The organism is Sandaracinaceae bacterium, from assembly GCA_016706685.1.
Taxonomy (GTDB): Bacteria; Myxococcota_A; Polyangia; order Polyangiales; family Houyiibacteriaceae; genus JADJJE01.
On the sequence record JADJJE010000014.1, the window covers coordinates 292,425 to 312,823 of the forward strand.

A 20,399-nucleotide genomic window follows, 5' to 3' on the forward strand; every position below is an offset into this window, starting at 1 on the left:
ATGCGGCGAGCCTGTCGGCATGACTCCGCTGCTGAGAGACTCGCTGCGCGCACACACGCGCTCCTTCTACATCGACGGCGGCTGGCGTGCGCCGCACGGGCAGGGCGCCATCGACGTGGTGCACGCGGGCACCGAAGAGTGTCTGGCCAGTGTCCCGGCGGGCGACGCGCAGGACGCGGACGCGGCCGTGCGGGCGGCGCGCGCGGCCTTCGAGGGCTGGTCTACCTTGCCCTCGTCGGAGCGAGCGGGCTTCCTGCGGGCCATTCACGCCGGGCTCGAGGCTCGCGCCGAGGAGCTGGCGCGCCTGCTGGCGGCAGAGGTGGGCATGCCCCTCGAGCTCTCTCGGGCCGTGCAGCTGGGGCTGCCCCTCGAGAGCACGCGCTACTACGCCGCCCTCACCGCCGAGTACTGCGGCGACGTGGATGCCGATGGGACGCTGGTGGTGCGCGAGCCCATCGGCGTGGTCGCGTCTATCACGCCGTGGAACTACCCGCTCCACCAGATCATGGCGAAGATCGCCCCCGCGTTGGGGGCTGGCTGCACGGTGGTCGTGAAGCCCAGTGAGGTGGCCCCCCTGAACGCGTTCGTGCTGGCAGAGATCATCGAGGCGTGTGGGCTTCCTGCGGGCGTCTTCAACCTGGTCACGGGCGAAGGAGCGGTGGTGGGCGAGGCGCTGGCGGCCCACCCCGAGGTAGACATGGTGAGCTTCACCGGCTCCACGCGCGCGGGCCGGCGCGTGACCCAGGTGGCCGCCGAGACGCTCAAGCGCGTGACCTGCGAGCTGGGCGGCAAGTCCGCCAACGTCATCTTGGACGATGCCGAGCTCGAGGCCGCGGTCACGGCGGGCGTCACCAACTGCTACCTGAATTCGGGGCAGACCTGCTCGGCATGGACGCGCATGTTGGTGCCGGAGTCGCGCCGTGACGAGGTCGTCGCCCTCGCCAAACGGGTGGCGGAGTCGTTCACCCTGGGCGACCCGTTCGCGCCGGGCAGCCGCCTCGGTCCGTTGGTGAGCGGGCTCCAGCGCGAGCGGGTGCGTGAGCTGATCCGCGCGGGAGTGAACGAAGGCGCCACGCTGGTGACCGGCGGCGCCGAGCCTCCCGAGCACCTCCCGCAGGGCTTCTTCGTGCGCCCCACCGTGTTCGCGGACGTTCGCGCGGAGATGCGCATCGCGCGCGAGGAGATCTTCGGGCCCGTGCTGAGCATCCTCACCTACCGCGACGAGGACGAAGCGGTGCGCCTCGCCAACGACAGCATCTACGGCCTGTCGGGGGCCGTGTGGTCCGCCGACCCCGAGCGCGCGCTCCGTGTGGCGCGGCGGCTGCGCACGGGGCAGGTGGCCATCAACGGCGCGGCCTACAATCCGCATGCGCCCTTCGGGGGCTACAAGCAGTCGGGCAATGGTCGCGAGCTGGGCCGCTTCGGCTTCGAAGAGTTCCTCGAGGTCAAGGCGCTGCGACGCTGAGCGCAAGCCGAAGGCGGGCTACGGCAGGCCCTGCAGCGTGCGCAATCCGCGCTCGGCCGCGGGGCGGAAGCACGAGTAGCAGTCGCGCGCGCCGAAGGTGCCGCAGCCGCGGCGGGATGCGTTGACCGTGCGCTCGAGGGCGGCGGTGGCGCTGGGGTGCCGCACGGCCACGATGCCGTCCACCGCCGTGCGGCGCTGGGTGCAGCCACTGGCGCCTTCGTATTCGGCCACGGCGCGCACCCAGGCGGGGAGCTCGTCTCCGCTGGCCAACAGGGCCCGCGCGGCCGCCCGGCGGTCGCTCGAGCTGCTGCTGTTCAGCAGCTGCCGAACGAGCGGCGTCTCGGCGCCCACGGGGCCGGCTGCCGCTGCAGCCACTTCTGCGGGAGCCTCGACGTCTTCGATGACGGCGGCCTCTTCCGCCGCGATCAGCTCCGGGTCGTCGTGCTCTTCGGTGGACCCGAGCGCATAGCCGAGGCCCATGCCGACCACCCCGCTTCCGACGACGAAGAGCACGGCTCCCGCGAGCGCGACGAGCAGACGCTTCCGCCACACGGGGTGAAGCTGCGTGCTCGCGGCCTCGTTGCGGTCACCGTGCGCGAGGGCGCGCGTGGTCCCTGCGTAGGCCACCTCGCGCAGGCGGTCGCGGACCAGCGACGCCGAGGCCGGCCGGTCGTCGGGGCGCGCTGCCAGGAGCTGTGCCAGCAGCGCGCCGAGCTCGTCCGGGATGGGGTCCGTGCCGGGAGGCGGCATGGGCGCGGGCGCCACGACCGTGAGCTGCTGGGTCAGGATGCCCGTGAAGTCGAGCACGTCGTCGAACAGCGGCCGGCCGCTGATCATCTCCCACAGGAGCACCCCCAGGGCGTAGAGGTCGGCCGCCGCGGTCACCGCCTGCCCTGCGCCCTGCTCCGGCGCCATGTAGCCGGGCGTGCCCATCACCACACCCACCCGTGTGAGCGTCCGGAGGCGCTCGGGGGCCGGTGTCTCACGGCCTGCGCTGCGCACCCGTGCGATGCCGAAGTCCAGGATGGTGGCGCGATAGCTGCCGTCGTCCTCGGTGGTGATCAGCACGTTGTCCGGCTTGAGGTCGCGGTGGACGATGTCGTCCGCGTGCGCCGCTGCCAGCGCGTCAGCGATCTGTGCTGCGATGAGGCACGCGCTCTGCCATGGGAGCGCGCCGTGCTTCTCGATGAGCCCGTGCACGCTGCTGCCGCGCACCAGCGGCATGACCATGTAGCTGGTGCCGTCCGGCAGCTCTCCGAAGTCGAGCGCCGAGATGATGTGCGGGTGGTCCAGCTGCGCCATGGCCAGCGCCTCGCGCTCGAACCGCTCTTGGATGACGGCGTGGTCCTCGAAGTCGGGCAGCAGAATCTTGAGCGCCAGGCGGTGCCGCAGGCGCATGTGCTCGACGGCCAGCACGGCGCCCATACCCCCGGACGCGATCAGCTCGATGACGCGATAGCGTCCGTCGATCTCCCGACCGATCCACGCGCTCGCGTCGAAGTCGGAAGCGTTGCGGGGCTCGCCGGCCGACGATTTGGCGGTCTGCGTTGGGGCCGTTCCGATCGACATTCGGGGTCACTGTAGCAGCTCTGACTCGGTTGACCCGCATGCACGATAGGGGCCTCGCGTCTTCGCGTGAGATTGGATCGTTGCGCGACATTTGGATCGTTGCCGGAGGCCGACCTTGACGCCCCTTAGGGTGTTGTTACGATTTGCAGGTTCGTAATACTCGCCCTGGTAAACCATGACCGACCTCGTACGCGCCAGCCTCTCCATCGAACAAGACCTCATGGATCGCTTCGACCGGTTCATCGAGGAGAGCGGTCACAGCAACCGCTCGGAGGCCATGCGCGACCTGATCCGGGCCCGCCTGATCGAGGACGAGAGCGAGCGCGCCACGGGGGAGGCCATGGCGTCGGTCACCCTGGTGTACGACCACGGGAAGCGGCGCCTCGCCCGACAGATCGAGGAGATCGGGCACGAGCACCACGACGTGGTCCACTCGTCCATGCACATCCACGTGTCCCACGACATCTGCATGGAGGTGGTGGTCCTGCGCGGGCCCGCCAAAGAGCTGCGACACGTGGCCAACCACCTCATCGGGCTGCCGGGCGTGCTGCACGGCCGCGCGGTGTACAGCAGCGTTTCGCCACCGGCGCACGAACACGAGCACGAACACGGGCACGGGCACTCACACGGACGCGGGCACCGATGATCGCCCGCCAGACGTGCTGCGCGGGGGCGTTGACGCTCGCGCTAGGCGGGTGTGCCGCCGAAGAAGCGCCCCGCGTCGAGCTCCCCGTGCGCGTGGACTGCAGCCGCGTCACGGGCGCCGAGGCCACCGTCACCACGGATCTCGGCTACGCGGTCACCGTGACCGACGCCCGGCTCGCCCTGGGCGGTCTGGTCTTCACCATCGCGGGAGAGGTCCACACGGCCTCGCTGATGCAGCGCCTGTCGGACGCCTTCGTGCCACGCGCTCGGGCTCACCCCGGCCACTACCAGGGTGGCGAGGTCACGGGCGAGCTGCCGGGCGACTTCGCGCTGCGCTGCGGGCAGGACCAGGATCGCGAGCTGGGGCTCGCCACGCTCATCGTGGGTACCTACACGGCCGCCAACTTCGATTTCGAGCGGGGCAGCACGGCCCTCGGCCTCGACGCAAGTGACGGTCTGGTGGGCCACACGCTGTGGCTCTCCGGGACGGCCACCCGGGACGAGGCGAGCATCGCGTTCACCGTGATCCTCGACTCGCCGCTGGACCGGCAGCTGGTGGGAGCACCCTTCGACGTCACGGTCCCCGCAGAGGCCACCGGGGCGCTCGAATTCCGCTTCGAGCTCCTCGACGACCTCGAGGGCGACACGCTGTTCGACGGGGTGGACTTCGCGACGCTCGACACAGACACGAACGGCGACGTGGTGATCGCACCAGACGTCGCCACGGTCGCGGACGCCTACAACGCGCTGCGGCGCACGTTCCAGACACACGACCACTTTCGCGTGGACTACCCGGAGTGATCGATACGATGACGATCTCGAAGCGCGCGTTCCCACGTTCGATGGGTTCTCGCTTGGCGCTCGGCTGCGCAGTGGGGGTGGCGCTGTCCGCGTGCGGAGGCGGTGGCGAGGGCATGGTGGAGGCCCGCGTGTACGGTGAGGAGTTCATCGAGGAGGGCATCCCCGCGAGCGACCTGGCGGACGGCTGGGACATCCAGTTCTCACGCTTCGACGTGACGGTCACGGGCGTCACCATCGCTGGCGTCGACCTGGCAGACGGGGTGACCTTGGACATCTCGGCCGCCAGCGGCGGCGAGGGTCAGGCCCTCACGGAGGGGCTCGTGCCCACCGGTCGCCATGACGGTTCCAGCTTCGTCATCAGCCGTGTGGAGATCGAGGGGACTGCCACCAAGGGCGCGGAGTCACGGAGCTTCGACTGGGTCTTCGACGAGGCCACCCTGTACGAGAACTGCGAGACCGAGACGCACGTCACCAGCGCGACCCCGGGCGTCTTCCAGGTGACGGTGCACGCCGACCACCTCTTCTACGACAGCCTGGTGTCCGAGGAGCCCGAGCTGCGCTTCGACGCGCTGGCGGCTGCCGACACGGACATGAACGACCAGATCACGGAGGCCGAGCTCGCCGCTGCGGGTGTGGGCAGCTACGACGTCGGCAACGAGGACGTCGACGACTTGTGGAGCTGGCTCGTGGCCCAGTCGCGGACCCTCGGGCACGTGGACGGCGAGGGGCACTGTGACGCCTCGCCCGTGGCCCCTTGAGGTCTGCGGACACCTAAATGCGCGGCCGCGTCGCTCTCTGTCTGCTGGTCGTCTGCGCACAGGCGGCGGCCCCCGTTGGCGGGCGCGCGCAGCCGTCGACCGGCTCCCCCGAGGAAGCCTCGCCCGCGCCCCCGTCCGACCACCCCGTCGACCACGACGCCGAGGAGGGCTTCTCGGCGCTCGCCGTGGTGGACGCGCGCAGCGCTCCCGAGACAGCGTCCAGCCAGCATGTCACCGCGGAGGAGTTCCAAGCGGCGCCGCGCCGGAGCGCCGAGGACGCGCTCCGGCAGGTCCCCGGCCTGACGCTCGTGCAGCACGGCAGCGAGGGCAAGGGCTTCCAGTTCTTCCTGCGCGGCTTCGACGCCATTCATGGTGCCGACCTCGAGATCACGCTCGAGGGCATCCCGCTCAACGAGTGGTCGAACGTGCACGCGCAGGGCTACCTGGACCTGGGGCTGATCCTGCCGGAGTTCGTGCTGGGCGTGGACGTCACCAAGGGGCCCTTCACGCTCGCGCAGGGCGCCTTCGGCATGGCGGGCAGCGCGGACTATCAGCTGGGCGTCGGGGAGACCCTGCGCGGCGCGCGCGTGGCCTACACCGTGGGCAGCACCAACCGGCACCGGCTCTTCGCGGGGTACTCGTCGCCGAACGGCGACGGCGGCGAGTTCGTGGGTCTGTCCGCCACGCACGACGAGGGCTTTGGCCAAAACCGGCGCCTACAGCAGGTCGCCTTGAACGGCCGCGTGCGCCTGCTGGAGGATGCTGACCGCGGGCGCCTCGAGCTGTCCGTCCTCGGTCACTACAGCGACTTCGACCTGCCGGGGACGCTGCGCTCGGACGACATCCGCGCCGGTCGCGTGGGTTTCTACGACACGTACGACCCGGCCAGCCGTGGGCGCTCGACGCGCGCACTGGTGGCGCTGCACTACCACCTGCGCCGTTCTGGGCACCGCCTGACGCTGGTGGCCCACGGGTCGCTGCGCCGTCTGGACCTGCGCGAGAACTTCACGGGCTTCCTGCTCGACCCGCTCAACGGAGACCGACGCGCCCAGGGGCAGACCAGCTGGGCCGCGGGCCTCCGTGCGGACCACGTGCTGCGGCTCAGCGACCTGTTCGCGCTCGTCACCGGGGTGGGCGTGCGCGCCGAGCACGTGACTCAGCGCGAGCAGCGCGTCGGCCAGGACCTCGAGCCCGTGTCGACGCGACGGGAGCTCGGCCTCCTACAGCTCATCGCCCACGCCCTCGTCGGTGTGCGGCTCGACATGGGAGCCACGCTGCGGCTCGACGTAGGGGCGCGCGTGGACCTGGTGCACGTGGACCCCACGGACCTGCTCGACCCCGCGGCCGACCAGCAGGGCAACTTGGCTGCGCTCTCGCCGCGCGTGACGCTGCGCTACCAGCCTGGCTCCACGCTTTCGCTGTTCGGGGCGTATGGAAGCGGCCTCCGGCCTCCCGAGGGCCGCGCCTTCACCAGCTTCGACCCGGGCCGCGAGGGGCTCGGAGGCGAGCTGCTGGACGGGCGCCCACGCATCACGCGATCGGACTCGGGCGAGCTCGGGGTGCGCGTGACGCCGCTCGAGTCGCTGGACGTGACACTCTCGGGTTTTGCCACGCGGATCGCGCGCGAGTCCATCTTCGACCACGTGTCGGGCGTGAACTTGGAGCTCAACGGCACACGGCGCGTGGGGGCCGAGCTGGTGCTGCGCGCGCGTCCGGCGCCGTGGCTCGCGCTCAGCGCCGACGTCACCATGACGGACGCGCGCTTCATCGAGTCCGGCCGGCGAGTGCCCTTCGCGCCGTGGCTGGTGGCGGGGTTGCGCGCGTTGGTGAACCACCCGAGCGGCGTGCGCGCCGGCTTCCGCACGCTGGCCGTTGCGCCCAGGCCGCTGCCTCATGGGGCGCGCGGCGCCACGCTGCTCATGGTGGACGCGACAGTTGGCTACACGTGGCGCTGGCTGCGTCTCGACCTCGAGCTCGAGAATCTGCTGGGCCGCGAGCTGCGCGAGGGCGAATTCCACTTCGCGAGCGACCCCTCGGCCGGCCCACCCCGCAGCGAGCTGCCCGTGCTCCAGACCATCGCGGGGCCGCCGTTCAACGCGCGGCTAACGCTCGGGATCGTTCTCTGACCGGCGGTCAGCTTTCGCCTTGAACTTCGCCTCAGCGGCGCTACCCGTACGGCCGTGAGGAACCGACTTGGAAATCGATAGCCGAACACTCAGTCATCTCCAGCAGCTCGAGGCGGAGAGCATCCAGATCATCCGCGAGGCTGCGGCCGAGTTCGACAAGCCGGTCATGCTCTACAGCATCGGCAAGGACTCCTCGGTGCTGCTGCGCTTGGCCCTCAAGGCCTTTGCACCAGGGCGCATCCCGTTCCCGCTGCTGCACGTGGACACCACGTGGAAGTTCCGCGAGATGATCTCGTTCCGCGAGCAGATGCAGAAGCAGTTCGACTTCGACTTGCTCGTGTACACGAACCCTGCCGGGGCTAACGGTGAGATCACGCCGTTCACGCACGGCAGCAACAAGTACACCGGCGTCATGAAGACCGACGCGCTCAAGCAGGCCCTCACCAAGTACGGCTTCGACTGCGCCTTCGGTGGTGCCCGCCGCGACGAAGAGAAGTCGCGCGCCAAGGAGCGGGTTTACTCGTTCCGCGACCGGTTCCAGCAGTGGGACCCGAAGAACCAGCGGCCCGAGCTGTGGAACCTCTACAACGGCAAGATCAACCAGGGCGAGAGCACGCGCGTGTTCCCGATCTCCAACTGGACCGAGCTGGACGTCTGGCTCTACATCTGGCTCGAGAAGATCCCCGTGCCGTCGCTGTACTTCGCGGCGCCGCGCCCGGTGGTGGACCGGCAGGGCACCATGATCATGGTCGACGACGACCGCATGCCCTTCGAACCGGGCGAGACGCCGCGTGACGAGGTGGTGCGCTTCCGCACCCTCGGCTGTTACCCGCTCACGGGCGCGGTGCACTCGCAGGCCGACACGCTGCCCAAGGTCATCCAAGAGATGCTGCTGAACAAGCACTCCGAGCGGCAGGGTCGCTTGATCGACTCCGACGAGGACGGCTCGATGGAGAAGAAGAAGAAGGAAGGCTACTTCTGATGTCGGACTTCCACGAAAAGGACCTGATCGCGGCGGACATCGAGGGCTACCTCGAGAAGTACCGGGGCAAGGAGCTCTGCCGCTTCGTCGCGATCGGCTCGGTGGACGACGGCAAGTCCACGCTCATCGGCCGCCTGCTGTACGACACGGGCATGGTCTTCGAGGACCAGCTGGCGGCGCTCGAGAAGGGCAAGCGCCTCGACGACGGCAGCATCGACCTCTCGCTGCTCACCGACGGGCTCACCGCCGAGCGCGAGCAGGGCATCACCATCGACGTGGCCTACCGCTACTTCTCCACCGAGAAGCGCAAGTTCATCATCGCCGACACGCCGGGGCACGTGCAGTACACGCGCAACATGGTGACCGGCGCCTCCACGGCCAACGTGGCGCTGATCCTGATCGACGCGCGCAAGGGCGTGCTCGAGCAGTCGCGGCGGCACGCGTTCGTGGCCTCGCTGCTGGGCATCCCGCACCTCGCCGTGTGCATCAACAAGATGGACCTGGTGGACTTCTCAGAAGAGGTGTTCGATCAGATCAGCGCCGACTTCCACGCCTACGCGGCGAGCATGAAGCTGGCGTTCAAGACCATCACGTGCTTCCCGGTGAGCGCGAAGAACGGCGACAACTGCGTCACCAAGAGCCCGGCCACGCCGTGGTACCAGGGCCAGAGCGTGCTCGCCCACCTCGAGACGGTGCCGGTGGCGCAGGACCGCGACCTCGAGCACTTCCGCTTCCCGGTGCAGTACGTCATCCGCCCGAACCTGGACTACCGCGGGTTCGCGGGCGAGATCGCGAGCGGCGTGGTGAAGAAGGGCGACACGCTGGTGTCGCTGCCGTCGGGTCGGTCGTCGAAGGTGAAGGCCATCGACGTGTACGAGGGCGAGCTCGAGGAGGCCTTCACGCCGCAGTCGGTGACCATTCGGCTCGAGGACGAGATCGACGTGAGCCGCGGCGACATGCTGGTGCACGCGCACGACCTGCCGCACGTGCGCCGCACGTTCGACGCCTACGTGGTGTGGATGAACGAGACGCCGCTCGACCGCGAGAAGAGCTACCTCATCAAGCACACCACGCAGTACGTGCGGGCCGAGGTACGCGACCTGCACTTCAAGGTGGACATGGGCTCGCTCGAGAACGTGCCGGCCGAGACGCTGGGGCTCAACGACATCGGCAAGGTCACGCTGGCCTGCCGCCGCGCCGTGTACTTCGACCCCTACCGCCAGAACCGCGCTACCGGCGCGTTCATCATCGTGGACTCGCTCACCAACAGCACGGTGGGCGCGGGCATGATCGCGGGCGAGCGGGGCGAAGCCTCGCAGGGCCTCGACGCGGCGCTGGCCGAGCTGCGCGCCGGGTCCAGCATGATGCCCAAGACGCAGGTCAGCCCACGCGAGCGCTTGGAGCGCTTGGGCCAGAAGGGCGCCACCGTGTGGCTCACCGGTTTGCCGGGCTCGGGCCGCTGGACGCTGGCCTACGCCATCGAGCGTGCGCTCTTCGATCTGGGCCGCGCCGCCACCGTGGTGGATCCCACCGACGAGTCGCTCGAGACCATGATCACGGCGTGCAAGGCCTGCACGGACGCGGGCCTGGTCACGGTCTGCGCCTTCCCGGCGTACACGCCGGGCGACCGCGAGCGCTTGCGTCACCACATCGGCGACGACCGCGTGGTGCAGGTGTTCGTGGACACCGACCTCGAGCTCTGCAAGCAGCGCCGCCCCGAGGCGGACTTCGCTGGCTTCACGCGCCCGGAGAACGCCGACGTGGCCGTGGGCCTCGATAAGATGCGCATCGACGAGGCCGTCAAGTTGGTGATCGACGCCCTCGAGGCGCGTGGTCAGTTCCGCGCGGGTTGACCGCCTCCCACCTGGCGTGCAATTTCCCGCACGCTTTGCTCCTGCAACCGAGCTCACTGAGCTCACAACGCTCACTTCGAGCCCGGTAATACGCATCATGGCTGGACAGCTCTTCACCTCCGAGTCCGTCACCGAAGGACACCCCGACAAGGTCTGCGACAAGGTCAGCGACGCCGTGCTGGACGCGATCCTCGCTCAGGACCCGCGCGCCCGCGTGGCCTGTGAGACCATGGTCAAGACGGGCTACGCCATCATCGCAGGTGAGATCACCTCGAAGGCCGTGGTCGACTACCCCACCGTCATCCGCAAGGCCATCCGTGAGATCGGCTACACGAGCTCGGAGATGGGCTTCGACGCCGACACCTGCGCCGTGCTCTGCGCGGTGGAGCAGCAGTCGCCCGACATCAGCCAGGGCGTGGACGTGGGCAAGGGGCTCGACAAGGAGCAGGGCGCCGGCGACCAGGGCCTCATGTTCGGGTTCGCCGTCAGCGAGACCAAGACGCTGATGCCGCTGCCCATCGACTTGGCCCACAAGCTCGCCAAGAAGCTCACCGATGTTCGCAAGAAGAACGTGGTGGACTTCCTGCGCCCCGACGGGAAGACCCAGGTCACCATCGAGTACGACGGTGACAAGCCCGTGCGCGTGGACGCCGTGGTGGTCTCCTCGCAGCACTCCGACACCGTGAAGCACAAGGACCTCTACGCCGCCATCCTCGAGGAGGTCATCCTGCCGGTGCTCCCGAAGTCGATGGTGGACAAGAAGACCAAGTTCCACATCAACCCCACGGGCCGCTTCGTGGTGGGTGGTCCCTGCGGTGACGCGGGCCTCACGGGTCGCAAGATCATCGTGGACACCTACGGCGGCATGGGTCGCCACGGCGGCGGCGCGTTCAGCGGCAAGGACCCCAGCAAGGTGGACCGCAGCGCCGCGTACTTCGGCCGCTACGTCGCGAAGAACATCGTGGCCTCCGGCCTCGCCACCCGCTGCGAAGTGCAGGTGGCCTACGCCATCGGCGTCGCGCGTCCCATGGGCGTCTACGTGACCACCTTCGGCACGGGCGTCATCGCCGACGAGAAGATCGCCAAGGCCGTGCGCAGCCTGTTCGACTTCCGCCCGGCGGCCCTCATCGAGACGCTGGACCTGCTGCGTCCCATCTACAGCCCGACGGCAGCCTACGGTCACTTCGGCCGCACCGAGAAGACGTTCACCTGGGAGCGGACCGACCGCGCCGAGGAGCTCGCCGAGCTAGTGCCCACCAAGGCCAAGAAGAACTGACTCCCCGAGAGGCCGCCAAATCGCCCGGGCGCGGCTTACGTCCTCGCGGCAGGGCTCGAAATGCAGGAGCATTCCTTCGCCCTGTCGCTGCGGGCGCGCTCGCGCTCGGACGATTTTTCGGCCCCTCGGAGCAAGCTCGCGGCGCGTGCTAGATTCTGACTCATGACGTCTTCGCCAACGGGACAGATCGCTGGTTGGGGTCGACACAGCGTCGCCGGCGTCGAGGTTCGGTCCGAGGACCTCGAGCGAGCTAGTCGTGACGTGCCGCTCTCGCGAGGGCTCGGTCGCAGCTACGGCGACGCCTCGCTGCCGGCGGCCGACCGTCCGCGCGCGCTCAACACCACGCTGGCGGACCGCATCCTCGGTTTCGACGAGCAGACCGGGGTGCTGCACGCCGAGGCAGGCCTCTCGCTCGAGGAGATGAACCGGCTCTTCCTTCCGCGCCGCTGGTTCACCCCCGTCACGCCCGGCACCAAGTACGTGACCCTGGGCGGCATGGTCGCCTCCGACGTGCACGGCAAGGGGCAGCACCGCCAGGGTTGCTTCGGGCACCACGTGCTCGCGCTGCGCATGCGCGTGGCTGATGGGCGCGTGCTGGTTTGTGGTCCCGACCAGGAGCGCGAGCTGTTCCTGGCCACCGTGGGCGGCATGGGTCTCACCGGTCACATCCTCGAGGTCACCGTGCGCATGCAGCGCGTGCCGTCGCCCTGGATCGTGCAGCGATCGGAGCGCATCCCCAACCTGGATGCCTTCCTGGCTGGCCTCGAGCGCGCCGCCGAAGAGTGGCCCTACACCGTGGGCTGGATCGACTGCCTGGCGCAGGGCGCGTCCATGGGCCGCGGCAACCTCATCTCGGGCCGGTGGGCCACCCCCGAGGAGGCGCCCGCAGACCCCCCGAAGCCCGGTCGGCGCTTCCAGCTGAGCTTCGACTACCCCAGCTGGGTGCTCAACCGCGCCAGCATCGCCGCTTTCAACGAGCTGAAGTACCGCAGCCAGCTGCGCGCGAGCAGCGACTCCGTGGTGGACCCGGAGGGCTTCTTCTACCCGCTCGACCGCATCCGGCACTGGAACCGGTTGTATGGGACGCGCGGCTTCACGCAGTACCAGTGCGTGCTCCCGCGCGAGGCGGGTCCGCAGGCCGTCCACCGGCTCATGAGCACCCTCACCCAGCGCGGCGGGGCCTCGTTCCTGGCGGTCATCAAGGACTTCGGGCGGGACGGCGCGGGCATGATCTCGTTCCCGCGGCCCGGCATCACGCTCGCTCTCGACATCCCCCTGCGCGATGACACGCAAGCCCTGGTGGATGCCCTGAACCAACAGGTCATCGCCGACGGCGGGCGCGTCTACCTGACCAAGGACTCGCTCACCCGGGCGGACGACTTCCGCCGCATGGACGGCGCGCGTGTGGACGCCTTCAACGCGGTCCGCGACCGCTGGGATCCCGAGCGGCGCTTCAAGAGCGCCCTGTCGGTGCGCCTGCTGGGCGACCGCCTTTCCTGACCGGAAATGGGTACACTCTCGGCTGGATGCGCACCTGCCCTCGCTGCCAGGAATCGTTCGGCCCGACCTTCATCGGCTGTAAGCAGGTGGGCTGCCCGATGCGGACGCCGATGGACCCCAACCTGGGGAAGACCGTCGGTGGGCGTTACCGCCTGATCTCGCGGCTGGGCAGCGGTGGCATGTCCACGGTCTATCTGGCGCGGCACGTGCTCATCGAGCGCCTGGTGGCTGTGAAGACGCTGCGCCGTGACCTGGCGCGCGAGACGGTCCAGCGCGACCGCTTCCTGCGCGAGGCGCGCGCCGTGAACCGCGTGAACCACGACAACATCGTCGAGATCACGGACTTCGGTGAGACCGACGAGGGCCTCGTCTTCCTGGTCATGGAGTACGTCCCGGGGGACTCGCTGCTCTCGGCCATGGCGGGTGGTGCCATGCCGGCGGTGGCCGTGCTGGACCTCGCGTTCCAGGTGGGGTCGGCGCTCGCGCGCGCGCATCAGATGGGCGTCATCCACCGGGATCTCAAGCCCGAGAACATCCTGTTGGTGCCGCGCAAGGGCGCCCTGCCGCACGTGAAGCTGCTGGACTTCGGCATCGCGAAGATCATGGACGCGCCGTCGCTCACCGGCAGCCAGCAGATCTTCGGTACCCCGGGCTACATCGCGCCCGAGTACATCAAGGGCAACGAGCTGGACGGCCGGGCCGACCTCTACTCGCTCGGCGTCATCCTGTACGAGATGGCCACGCTCGCGCTGCCGTTCGACTACGAGTACCCGGGCGACCTGCTGGTGAAGCACGTGACCGACTTGCCGGTGCCGCCACGGCAACGCCGCCCCGAGGTGGACCCGGCGCTCGAGGCGCTGATCCTGCGCTGCCTAGAGAAGGACCCCGACCAGCGCTTCCGGGACGCCTACCACTTCGTGGAAGAGGTGACGCGCTGCCGTGAGCGCATCGGCTCCGACGACAGCTGGGGGAGCCTCGGCAGCACTCAGTCTGCCCCGCTACCACTGCCTGCTTCGCCTTCACCTGTCGCCCCCGCAGAGCGCGACGACGTCAACACGGCGCTGAGCGACCGGCCTCCACGGCGCGGGGCGGCGCCTCGCTTCCTCGACGCCACCGTCATCGAAGGCGGCACGGGCATTCCCTCTCGGTCCCCCGCGGAGCCCACACAGAGCACATCCCCAGCGGGTCCCGCCCCCGCTGCTGCGGTCACCAAGCCGTCGGCCACTGACGACGTGCTCCCCGCGCCGGCCTTGCGTGGCAGCGCCCCCTTCCTCAAGACGCTGCTCGGACCGGCTTCTGCGCCTCCCGCCGCCATGCCTGCGCCCGCTGCCGAGGCGCCTGCGATTCCGCTCGAGGACTTCCTCGACCGCACCGTGGCGTTCGACACGCGCGACGACACCGAGGTGGAGCGGGTGTCCATCCACGACCAGCCCGTGCGTCCGGTGACCAGCACCTACGAGCGTCCGGTCATCCCGTCCGAGCCGAACGACGTGGCGTTGTCCATCGAGATCGAGCTACCGCCCGGCGTCGAGGTGCCGCGTACGGCCGACAGCGTGGAAGACATCGGCCTCTTGGGGACCCGGCGCTGGCGCGACCGCTACACAGCGCTTTCCCACGCGGTCGAGGAGATCGGCGTCACTCAGCGCGTGCCGGTGGGAATTGCGGAGTGCCTCGCGCACTCGCAGGCGGTGCTGCAGGACATCACGCAGCGCGTCGAAGGAGCCGAAGGTCGTCAGCAGCAGATGGAAGAGCTGAGCGACCGCGCTCGCCGAGTGCGCTCGGACTTCGGGGCCCAGCAGGACCGCGTCGCCCAGGAGTTCTCGGCGGCTCGCGGAAAGCTGGCCAGCATCCAGACCCACTTCGCGGCGCTGGCCGACGAGCACGAGCGGGCGGCCGAGGCCGAAAATCGTGGCGCTGGGAAGCCCGGTCGCGCCCTCGGGCTGCGCCACGCCATCCGGGACGTGGAAGACGAGCTGGGCGTCGAACAGCGCCTCTGCAAGACGCTCGAAGCCGAGCTGCGCGGCGTCCACGGCGAGATGGAGGCCTGGAGCGAGGCTCACGAGGCCGAGCTGGCGGTGTTGGCCGAGATCAGCACCAAAGAGCTGCTGCAGTTGGAGGAGCTCATCGAGCGGCTGCGCGGCCCGCTCGACCGGGTGGAGGCCTTCGTGCGTAGCGTCTGGGGGACATGACGCCGCTCCACAAAGTCGCGCGTCGCGGTGCGAGCCCCGGCGATGGCTGCTACCCTCCCCGGGCAATTCTATGACGCCCAATCCGATGTCATCAGGTTTCCGCCGGACGGCCCTCGACCCCCACACGAGTATCCGCCTCGTGCTCGCCACGCTGCTGCTGCTGGCGCACTCTGCGGTGGCGGTCGGCAGCGCAGACGCTCAACGCGGCAGGCGCCGCCCAGCGCCCCCGGCCGAGGTGGTCGAGGTGCCGGGTGAGGCCTCGCAGCGCGCCGCGCAGGCCGCGTTCGCAGCGGGTGAGTTCGCCGAGGCGGAGCGCCTCTTCGCGCAGTCGTTCACAGAGTCCCAGAATGCCATCGTGCTCATCGGGCTGGCCGACGCGCGCGAGCGACAGGGCAACGCCGCGGGGGCCGTCGAGGCGCTGACGCGCTACTTGGCGCTGCGCACCGACGCGCCGGACCGTGCCGCCGTCGAGGCGCGCGTGGCCACCCTGCAGGCGCTGCGCGGCGTGGTGCTGGTGACCGCCGAGCCACCGGGCGAGGTCTGGCTCGACGGCGAGCGCACCGGCTACGTCACGCCCGTGGAGCTGACGCTCGCGCCGGGGCGGCACGGCATCGCGGTCACGCTGCGTGGCGAGATCGTGGCCGAGCACGCGGTCGAGGTGCCTTTCGGTGGCCGCACCTCGCTGAGCTTGGTGGAGGGGCGGGTGGCTGAGACAGAGGCAGCGACCGAGACCGTGGCCGAGACGGAGACCGAAACGGAGGCCGTGGCCGAGACGGAGACTGAGCCCGAAGTCGAGGCCGAGGCGGAGACGGAGACCGCAGCGCTGTCCGGGGATGGGGTGCCCATCGACGAGCCCGCGGCCGAAGACGACGACACGCCCGCCAGCAGTTACCAGCCGCGTCGCGCAGCCGGCATCAGCGCAGGCATCGCTGCGGGCACCCTGGTGATGGGGACCGTGCTGGGCTTCATGGCGCTCACGGAGCAGTCGGACTTCGACGCGCGGCCCTCTGACGCTGCTGCAGACCGCGGTGAGCGCCTCTCGCTCTTCTCCGACGTCATGTTCGGGGTGGCTGGCATCGCAGCCGTGACCTCCATCGTCCTCTACGTCACCGACCGCCGCGCTGCCCGGCGCGCCGAGGAAGCCGCCGAGGAAGACGCCACCGCCCGCCTGCGCCTCGTGCCCCTCGCCAGCCGCCGCGGGGCAGGCCTCGGCGCATCACTCCAGTTCTAGGGGGACGCTCACCATGCTTCGCACCTTCCTCACGCTCGGCCGTCTGCTCGCGCTCGTCAGCGCCCTCTTCATTCCGGCATGCCAGCTGGTGGTCGACTTCGACCGCGATCTCATCGTTCCAGACGCGGGCAGTGACGCCGGCGCAGCCGATGGTGCCACCAGCGACATGTCCACCGACGCCGACGCCGGCGCAGACGCCGCCTCGGACGACCTCGGCCCCGAAGACGCAGGCTTCGATGCCGGCTCGGACCTGGGGACCGACCAGGGCGACGACGCAGGCACGGGCGATGCGGGCTGAAGCGACGCCGCTTGCGTGCGCCGGCTGGGACGCGCGCGCGTGAGTGGCCGCAAGCAGACGCTGCTGCTCGCCGCGATGTGGGCCGGCGCGCTGATCAGCGTTGGGGCGCTCACCGCTGCGCGCATGCGCGGCGGCGGGGACAGCGGCGTCGGCCCCGAGCCCATCGTGACGGGCCTCTCGGCTGCCACGTCGGACGGCGGGGTCGCGCTGCCCGCCTTGCGAGAGCCGCGTGGCGGCCGAGCCCCGTTCCGCTCGTATCGAGGGGACGCGCGTCACACCGGCCGCACGGCCATCGTGGGCCCGCGCGAGCCGCGGCTGCGCTTCGCTTTCGCAACGGGCGGGATGATCAAGGGGCAGGTGGTGGTCGACGAGGCCGGGCGGCTCTGGTTCGGGACGCTGGGTGCCCTTGGTGTTGGGCTGAACGCGCCACCCGAGCCCGGCGAGCTCATCGCGCTGAGCCGTGCCGGCGACGTGCTGCTGCGTCGCCCGCTGGGTGCCGACGTCTACAGCACGCCGCTGGTCACCAACGACCGCGTCTACGTGGGCTCCGACGCCGACCGCTTCTTCTCGTTCACGTTCGCGGGGGAGCGGCGCTTCGAACTCGAGACCGGGGATGACGCGGACACCGGCGCCACGCTCGGCGCTGATGATGCGCTCTACTTCGCTTCAGGGCGCTGGCTCTGGGCCACCGAGCGCTCGGGCACGGCGCGCTTCCGCTTCGAGGCGCAGGGCAAGATCTACACCTCGCCCGCCATCGCGCCCGACGGCACCATCTACATCGGCTCGCAGGACGACTATCTCTATGCCCTGTCTCCCACCGGAGAGCTGCGGTGGCGTCATCGCGCGGGCGACGACATCGACTCGAGCCCCGTGGTGGGGGACGACGGGGCCATCTACTTCGGGTCCGACGACCGACGCGTGCACGCCCTCGAGCCGGACGGCAGCGAGCGCTTCTCGGTGGACGTGGGCGGCTACGTGCGGGCACCCGTCGCCCTCACGCACGACGGAGGCATCGTGGTGGCCGTGATGGGCCCCCGGCCGCGCGTCGTGTCGTTGGATGCCGTTAGCGGTGAGGTGCGCTTCTCGTTCAACCTGCCGCTCACCGACTCGCCCGAGATGGGCGCGCTCTCCGGGCCGCTGGTCGACGGGGAGGGCTCCATCTACTTCGGCGCGCACGACGACTTCATCTATTCGCTGAGTCGCACGGGTGGCCTGCGCTGGGCGTTCCGTGTGGAGGGTGACGTGGACGCGCCGCCCATGCTGGATGCCGACGGAGCGCTCTATGTGGGCTGCGACGACGGTCGCCTCTACGCCCTCGAGGGAGACGGTCCGGCGCCCGCGGCCGACGCCGGGGTCGCTGCCGCGGCGAGCGCCGACGCAGGTCCGGTTGACGCTGCGTCCGTCGAGGCCGAAGGACGCGATCAGGGGCGCTGAGTCCGCTCTGGAGCGCCCACCTGGCGCCCCTACTTCTTCTTTGCCCCGAACAGCTTCGACAGGACGGACGCGGGCTTCTCTTCTGCCGCTGGGCCGCTGGTCTGACCACGCATGCGGGCGAGGCGCAGCTCACGGGCGGCGTCCACGTGCTTGGGGTTGAGCTCCACGATGCGCTCGAAGTGCTTCACCGCGTTGGGGGTGTCCCCAACGCGCTTGTACAGGAAGGCGAGCGTCAGCAGCGCCTGCTCGTGCTTGTCGTTCTGCGCCAGTGCCCGCTGTGCGAGCTGGATGATGACCTCTCGCGGCGACTCGGTGTCCCGCTGCAGCAGCACCCAAGCCTTCATCGCCGGGTAGTCCGGCTCGTCGGGCGAGAGGTCCATGCTCTTGTCCAACAACGCGATGGCCTGGGCCCACTCCTTGCGGCGCACCAGCACCTCGGCCTTCTCGAACTCGAGCGCGGCCGTGAGAATGGCAGCCAGCTTTCGATCGGCCGCGGGTGACCCGCCCCCACCCTGCACCGCCTTGAAGTGAGCCTTTCGCTTCTCGGGATCCAACAGGGTGTTCTTGGCCTCGGTCAGGTGCCGGAAGATGGTGTCCACGTACTGCCGCAGCGGCGCCAGCTCCGCCGGCAGGCGGTCGGGGTGGAAGCGCTTGATGCGGTCCACGTATCCGTCGCTGATCGCGTCATCGAGCACGGTGTTGTCCACCCCCAGCATCTGGAAGTAGTTCTCGGTGTCGATGGCTGCGAACCGGCTCTGCACATCGCGCCACAGAGTCTCGTGGGCGCTGGACAACCCGGCGGGCGGGTTGGGCGGGCCAGCGGGCCCACTCACCATGCTGGTCCGCGCGGGCGCCGCCTCGGCCGGCGCAGGGGCGCCTGGGGGCGGCATGCTGTCCAGCGAGGGCATGTCCGAAAAACGCGCGCCCGCCGGGCGGCTCGTCTGCGACGGCGGCGCGAAGCTGGGCAACGCAGACGAGGAGCTGAGCTCTCCGGTGTAGTCGTCCTGGCGCACGGGGGCGGGCGCCAGGCAGCGCGTGATGGCCAGCAGGTAGAGCGTGCGCGTGGCGACGCGTGGGTCCCCCGACATCTGGACCCAGTCCGAGATGGAGTGCTGGCTGGCCTGCACCAGCTCCACGACGGCCTGCTCCTTGGGGATGAGACCGAGCGCGTTGATGTCGATGGTGCGCACCAGGCGATAGGCGGGCTCGCGCAGCCGCCCGAGCACGCTCTCCATCACATCACGGCGCGCGCCGCCTCGTGCGGCCGCCGCGATCAAGGCGTAGACGTGATCGCTGGTGAACAGCACGCCCTCCATGCCCGTGACCAAGTCTTGGTCGTAGAACGCGAAAGGCGCGTTGGTGCGATGGAAGAGTGCGAGCATGCCCCGCGACAGGTCGGTGGCGGGCTCCACCAGCCGGCCGGCGATGATGTGGCCACGACGAAAAAGCAGGCGATCCTGTCCTGCCTGACCCTCGTCGTCCGGCCAGACCACGAGGGTTCCGGAGAACTCCCGATCGAAGATCGAGAGCATGACGTGGGCGAGGGGCTTCTGCGACAGGTCGCCTTGGGCGATGGGAGTGGGTGCGGTCACGGTCTAGTCCAGCGTAGCTCGGCCGAGCTCGAAGAAGCGCTGCGCCTCGGCGGCCACGCGCGCCTCGTGATCCGAGAGGGCGTGGTCGGCGGGCAGCTCGATCAGCTCGACCTGCGGTGCCTCGTGAGCATAGCGGCGAGAGCTGTCGATGGGGATGACGTCATCGTTCACGCCATGCAGGATGACCGTGGGCATGGAGACGATGGGGCGCTGCGGGAGCTCGCACGCCTCCAGCAGGAACTTCGCGTGAACCGGCACCTGAGCGCCGTCTGCGTTCGGGAAGAGGGCGTCTCCGTCGGCCAGCCAGCGCTCGATGCCCGCTTCGCCGAGCCGCTCGCGCCAGCGCTGCCCGAAGTCGAAGGCGGGCGCGATGAGCACCATGCGGTCCACCAGGGCGGGGTGCTCGGCTGCGAACAGGGTGGCCAGCCAGCCCCCCAAGCTGGACCCGATGAGACGCACCCGCGGTCCGCTCGGGTCCCGACCCAGCAACGACTCGAGCTCGTGCAGGATGGCCACGGGGCTCAGCCGCGAGAACGAAGGGCGGTTGAGGTCCGGCACCAGCAGCTCGATGCCGAAGCCCGAGAACATGCGCTCGAGGTGCTGCCCCTTCTTCGATGAAGGGCTGGACCCGAACCCGTGCAGATAGGCGTAGCGGTAGTGGTAGGACACGGCGTCAAGAG

Annotated in this window: 16 protein-coding genes; 13 read left to right on the forward strand and 3 right to left on the reverse strand. The window is 69.8% G+C overall.

All coding sequences use genetic code 11. The features are described from left to right. Positions 1-19 precede the first annotated feature (19 nt). Positions 20-1,465 carry an aldehyde dehydrogenase family protein gene (locus IPI43_18885; GenBank protein MBK7776167.1) on the forward strand — a complete coding sequence of 482 codons (1,446 nt, stop codon included), beginning with the start codon at positions 20-22 and terminating at the stop codon, positions 1,463-1,465. A gap of 18 nt (positions 1,466-1,483) precedes the next feature. Here IPI43_18885 and IPI43_18890 read toward each other — a convergent pair whose 3' ends face one another. Further along, positions 1,484-3,034 (reverse strand): serine/threonine protein kinase, encoded by a 1,551-nt coding sequence (locus IPI43_18890; GenBank protein MBK7776168.1) that lies wholly within the window; start codon positions 3,032-3,034, stop codon positions 1,484-1,486. Between the two features lie 175 nt (positions 3,035-3,209). Here IPI43_18890 and nikR point away from each other — a divergent pair, with 175 nt between their 5' ends. From nikR to IPI43_18950, 12 genes are all read left to right on the forward strand, one after another. Beyond that, on the forward strand, positions 3,210-3,680 hold the full coding sequence (gene nikR / locus IPI43_18895; GenBank protein MBK7776169.1) for a nickel-responsive transcriptional regulator NikR: 471 nt from the start codon (positions 3,210-3,212) through the stop codon (positions 3,678-3,680). After that, positions 3,677-4,480 (forward strand): hypothetical protein, encoded by an 804-nt coding sequence (locus IPI43_18900; protein MBK7776170.1) that lies wholly within the window; start codon positions 3,677-3,679, stop codon positions 4,478-4,480. The genes nikR and IPI43_18900 overlap by 4 nt, the downstream gene beginning before the upstream one ends. Before the next feature lie 8 nt (positions 4,481-4,488). Beyond that, positions 4,489-5,238 carry a hypothetical protein gene (locus tag IPI43_18905; protein MBK7776171.1) on the forward strand — a complete coding sequence of 250 codons (750 nt, stop codon included), beginning with the start codon at positions 4,489-4,491 and terminating at the stop codon, positions 5,236-5,238. Between the two features lie 17 nt (positions 5,239-5,255). Then, on the forward strand, positions 5,256-7,364 hold the full coding sequence (locus tag IPI43_18910) for a TonB-dependent receptor (GenBank protein MBK7776172.1): 2,109 nt from the start codon (positions 5,256-5,258) through the stop codon (positions 7,362-7,364). A 73-nt stretch (positions 7,365-7,437) separates the two neighbouring features. Further along, entirely contained in the window at positions 7,438-8,346 is a 909-nt protein-coding gene (gene cysD / locus IPI43_18915) for a sulfate adenylyltransferase subunit CysD (protein MBK7776173.1), read from the forward strand. Beyond that, a complete protein-coding gene (gene cysN, locus IPI43_18920) occupies positions 8,346-10,199 on the forward strand; it encodes a sulfate adenylyltransferase subunit CysN (GenBank protein MBK7776174.1) in 1,854 nt (617 codons plus the stop codon). Before cysD ends, cysN begins: the two co-directional genes overlap by 1 nt. Before the next feature lie 97 nt (positions 10,200-10,296). Continuing rightward, the gene (locus IPI43_18925) at positions 10,297-11,475 is read left to right on the forward strand and encodes a methionine adenosyltransferase (protein MBK7776175.1); all 1,179 of its coding nucleotides are present in this window, start codon (positions 10,297-10,299) and stop codon (positions 11,473-11,475) included. Between the two features lie 261 nt (positions 11,476-11,736). Further along, a complete protein-coding gene (locus IPI43_18930; protein ID MBK7776176.1) occupies positions 11,737-12,975 on the forward strand; it encodes an FAD-binding oxidoreductase in 1,239 nt (412 codons plus the stop codon). 110 nt (positions 12,976-13,085) lie between these two features. Further along, the gene (locus tag IPI43_18935) at positions 13,086-15,164 is read left to right on the forward strand and encodes a protein kinase (protein ID MBK7776177.1); all 2,079 of its coding nucleotides are present in this window, start codon (positions 13,086-13,088) and stop codon (positions 15,162-15,164) included. Between the two features lie 139 nt (positions 15,165-15,303). Beyond that, a complete protein-coding gene (locus IPI43_18940; protein ID MBK7776178.1) occupies positions 15,304-16,395 on the forward strand; it encodes a hypothetical protein in 1,092 nt (363 codons plus the stop codon). A 13-nt stretch (positions 16,396-16,408) separates the two neighbouring features. Then, entirely contained in the window at positions 16,409-16,693 is a 285-nt protein-coding gene (locus tag IPI43_18945) for a hypothetical protein (GenBank protein MBK7776179.1), read from the forward strand. A gap of 39 nt (positions 16,694-16,732) precedes the next feature. Further along, entirely contained in the window at positions 16,733-18,127 is a 1,395-nt protein-coding gene (locus IPI43_18950; protein ID MBK7776180.1) for a PQQ-binding-like beta-propeller repeat protein, read from the forward strand. Between the two features lie 29 nt (positions 18,128-18,156). On the opposite strand, the gene IPI43_18955 is transcribed toward IPI43_18950, so the two are convergent. Continuing rightward, positions 18,157-19,719 carry a DnaJ domain-containing protein gene (locus tag IPI43_18955; GenBank protein MBK7776181.1) on the reverse strand — a complete coding sequence of 521 codons (1,563 nt, stop codon included), beginning with the start codon at positions 19,717-19,719 and terminating at the stop codon, positions 18,157-18,159. Positions 19,720-19,722: 3 nt separating this feature from the next. Beyond that, complete coding sequence (locus IPI43_18960) at positions 19,723-20,388, reverse strand: alpha/beta fold hydrolase (protein MBK7776182.1); 666 nt, start codon at positions 20,386-20,388, stop codon at positions 19,723-19,725. Positions 20,389-20,399 lie beyond the last annotated feature (11 nt).